5 protein-coding genes, 1 pseudogene and 1 riboswitch are annotated in these 3,035 nt (G+C 60.1%); all 6 genes and pseudogenes read left to right on the top strand.

What is annotated here, in order from left to right; all coding sequences use genetic code 11:
* Window positions 1–117 precede the first annotated feature (117 nt).
* A complete protein-coding gene (locus ACGVJ8_RS05025; protein WP_392345990.1) occupies window positions 118–348 on the top strand; it encodes a hypothetical protein in 231 nt (76 codons plus the stop codon).
* A 130-nt stretch (window positions 349–478) separates the two neighbouring features.
* On the top strand, window positions 479–784 hold the full coding sequence (locus ACGVJ8_RS05020) for a hypothetical protein (protein ID WP_392345988.1): 306 nt from the start codon (window positions 479–481) through the stop codon (window positions 782–784).
* Window positions 785–865: 81 nt separating this feature from the next.
* Window positions 866–1,439, top strand: a pseudogene (locus ACGVJ8_RS05015) (16S rRNA (uracil(1498)-N(3))-methyltransferase).
* Between the two features lie 34 nt (window positions 1,440–1,473).
* Complete coding sequence (locus tag ACGVJ8_RS05010; protein ID WP_392345986.1) at window positions 1,474–1,782, top strand: hypothetical protein; 309 nt, start codon at window positions 1,474–1,476, stop codon at window positions 1,780–1,782.
* On the top strand, window positions 1,779–2,030 hold the full coding sequence (locus tag ACGVJ8_RS05005) for a hypothetical protein (RefSeq protein WP_392345984.1): 252 nt from the start codon (window positions 1,779–1,781) through the stop codon (window positions 2,028–2,030). The genes ACGVJ8_RS05010 and ACGVJ8_RS05005 overlap by 4 nt, the downstream gene beginning before the upstream one ends.
* A gap of 27 nt (window positions 2,031–2,057) precedes the next feature.
* Window positions 2,058–2,207: riboswitch (cobalamin riboswitch) on the top strand.
* A gap of 22 nt (window positions 2,208–2,229) precedes the next feature.
* A complete protein-coding gene (locus ACGVJ8_RS05000) occupies window positions 2,230–2,847 on the top strand; it encodes a HupE/UreJ family protein (RefSeq protein WP_392345992.1) in 618 nt (205 codons plus the stop codon).
* The last annotated feature ends 188 nt before the right edge of the window (window positions 2,848–3,035 follow it).

The following is a 3,035-nucleotide window of genomic DNA, read 5'->3' as shown; positions in this document are numbered from 1 at the left end:
CGCATGCTCACCCCAGGGGGAGGCGGCATGGGACGTTGAGGGGGGAAGCCTTCTGGTGGTGTGATGAAGATGCGATCACAGGGTTGGTGGTTGGGAGTGCTGCTGGGCTGCAGCCTCATGGGGACTGCCCATGCCAAAAGCCTCGATCAGCAGGTATTCCAGTTGCAGCTGGTGATGGATCAGATCCGTTTGGCCCGCTCCATGGGGGATCACGTTGGCGTTTGCGTTGAATCGCGCCGGGCCAACAATCTGGTGCTCGATCTTCTTCCTGCCCTTCAACAGCAACGTCCGGGCCTCAATCACGCTGCCTTACAAGACAGGATCCTGTTGGGATTTGATCAGTGTTGATCACCTCTGTTGATCGCGCCTTTGATCGCTCTTTCGTGATCGGCTTTAAGCCCGTTTTTGAGAATCAGCATGACGACCCATTGTCGATCAGCACCTGCGGATTCAACCTGAATGCAGCAAAGCTGATGGCATGGGTTTGCTTCAAACGATCCAGGGACGGTTGCTTCAGTACGACCCACCGTCGCGGCAGTTGCAACAGGTCCATTTCGACGCAGCCCGACGCCTGGCCCAGGCTCAATTTCAGCTCGCTGATGCCGAATTAAGCCAACGCCTCTGGCAGGACGTGGCCGATCGTGATCTCGATGTTGATCGGATCCTGAATCTTCTCTATGGCTGCTGGTTCCAGGATGATCCCACGGCGCTGCGTGCTGCCGACGCTGAGTTTCAGGCGCGCCGCGAGCGGGAGTTGATCCCCGGGGTGTTCGAACACTGCTGAGGATTGTGGGCCGTGAGGATTGTTGTGCTGAACTGACGGATCTGCTGGTGGCGGCGTGCTGTTGATCCCAGAGATCCAGCCATGAACATCGTTGTCCTCAACCGTTCGGATTGGCTGGATGAACGGGATGTTCATCTTGCGGATCGGCGGGTGGAGATCACATCCATTCGGTGCTTCGGGCTGCGGTGGGCGACAGCATCCGGGTTGGTGAGCTGAATGGTGATCTGGCCCTGCCGAAGCCCAAGGTGCTGTGCCGTCTGTTCCGCACCCTGGCCGAATACGGGGTGGCCAACCTGCCTCTGATCAACAGTACCCGGGTGGAAAAGAGCTATTGGTAGTCGCCTTTGCTCGCACCCGAGAAGGTTCACGATGCGCTGCTTGCTGGGATGGAGCGCGCCAGCGACACGGTGATGCCCCGGGTGTATCAGCACAGGCGCTTTCGCCCCTTTGTTGAAGACAAGCTCAAGGATCTATGTGCCGGATGGCCCAGATGGGGGCCTCCCTGTCATCACCACGACACCCCTCCGGGGGCTGCCGTGGTGATGACAGGGACCGGAGAGCGGTTTTGTTCCTTTTGAACTGGAGTTGGCCCAGGCGGTGATCGCGCACCTTGAGCGTGGACACGGCCCTCACCAGCGCTCTGGCCCAGGGATGATGGTGATGCGTGTGTTGCTTCAACGGCGACGGCAATGAACGATTTGGCTGGCTTGCAAGCTCTTGTGGAGGACGTCGGGTCCGGCAACGTCATCGATGCCGAGCTGCTCGATGGGTGTCCGGTGGAAGCCCACGAACTTGATGAAATGGATGCGTCCCAGGCTGCGCAGGTCGCCGCCCATTGCTTCGGCCTGCTCTTCGATCACAAGGTGGAGCAACTCGAGGGAATCGAGGCGGATCTCGATGCAGGCCTGTGGACTGGCACCGTTGATGGCTTCGGATTTCAGATCAGCCGTGATGACCTCGGCGATCTGATGCTCGATTTCTCGAGCCAGCAGGCGTGACGGTTGATGAGCTGCGGAGTGACCTGACGGCCCGGCTTGGCGAGCAGGTCGAGCAGGTGTTCACCCGGGATGGAGCCCCTGTTGACGACATCACCGAGCTCTATCAGCCGTCTCCGGCTGGTTTTGGCGGCCAGCTGCGACTGAAACGGAGCGGCCGCCGCCTGGCCTGGGAGCTCTGGCTTGAAGACGGCGATCGCTGGGATTTTCACGCCACCGACCTTGCCGATACACCGTCACAGGTTGAATAAGCCTTGATCTGACGCGATGTTCAGGCGCCGGTAGGGTGGGGTGCTGGTTTCAGCGGGGAACAGCCGCTGGAGAAAACGGGGAAAGAGCAGTGAAAATCTGCCGCTGTCCCGCAGCTGTGAAACGTCGGCTCTCCGCCCACGTCAGTCAGAACGCCCGCCAGATCAAACCGACGAGGATCGACCTTTGAATTCTTTGCCACTGGCCCCGCGCAGGCTGCTGCAGATCGCCGGTCTTTCGCTTCTGGTGATTCTTCTGCTTGCTAGCCCTGCGTTCGCCCACCATCCCTTTGGCATGGGCGACAGCGCTGCTCTCACCCCACTGCAGGGATTGCTCAGTGGCATTGGTCATCCGCTGCTGGGCCCCGACCATCTGCTGTTTCTGCTGGCGATCGCCTTCATCGGCCTGCAACGTCCCCGCGCCTGGGTGATTCCTTTGCTGGCTGCTGGCCTGGGCGGGAGTGTTCTGTCACAGTTCATCCCCCTGCCGGATGCCGTGGCTCCCTGGGCTGAGGCACTGGTGTCCCTCAGCCTCGCGTTGGAGGGTTTGATGGCTCTCACCGTGGCCTCCACCAGTTGGTTGCTGCCTCTGGTGGCCCTGCACGGTTTTCTGCTAGGTAGCACCATCGTTGGAGCGGAACCCACCTCGCTGTTCACCTATTTCCTGGGCCTGCTGATCGGCCAAGGTGCACTGCTATTTGTGGTGACCAACTGGTCCAAGACCCTGCTGGAGCGCCTCGGCTCCCAGGGGCAACGGCTTGGTGCCGGCATCTGGATGGGCATCGGCATGGCCTTTGCCTGGGTGGCTCTGATCGACTGATCACGAGCACGTCGTTTCACAGCTTTTGACCCCAGAGAGCACCTCTGGGTTTTTTAATCTCTTCCCCCCATGAAGCTTTTCCAGCAACTGCTGGTGGCCCCTGCCGCCCTTGGCCTGATCGCCAGTGGCGCTAATGCCGCCGAGCTGAACATCAATGGCGTCTCTGACTATGCCTTTGATGCTGATCA

Source organism: Parasynechococcus sp. (assembly GCF_042954245.1).
GTDB lineage: Bacteria > Cyanobacteriota > Cyanobacteriia > PCC-6307 > Cyanobiaceae > Parasynechococcus.
This window is presented reverse-complemented; position numbering and strand designations above follow the sequence as displayed.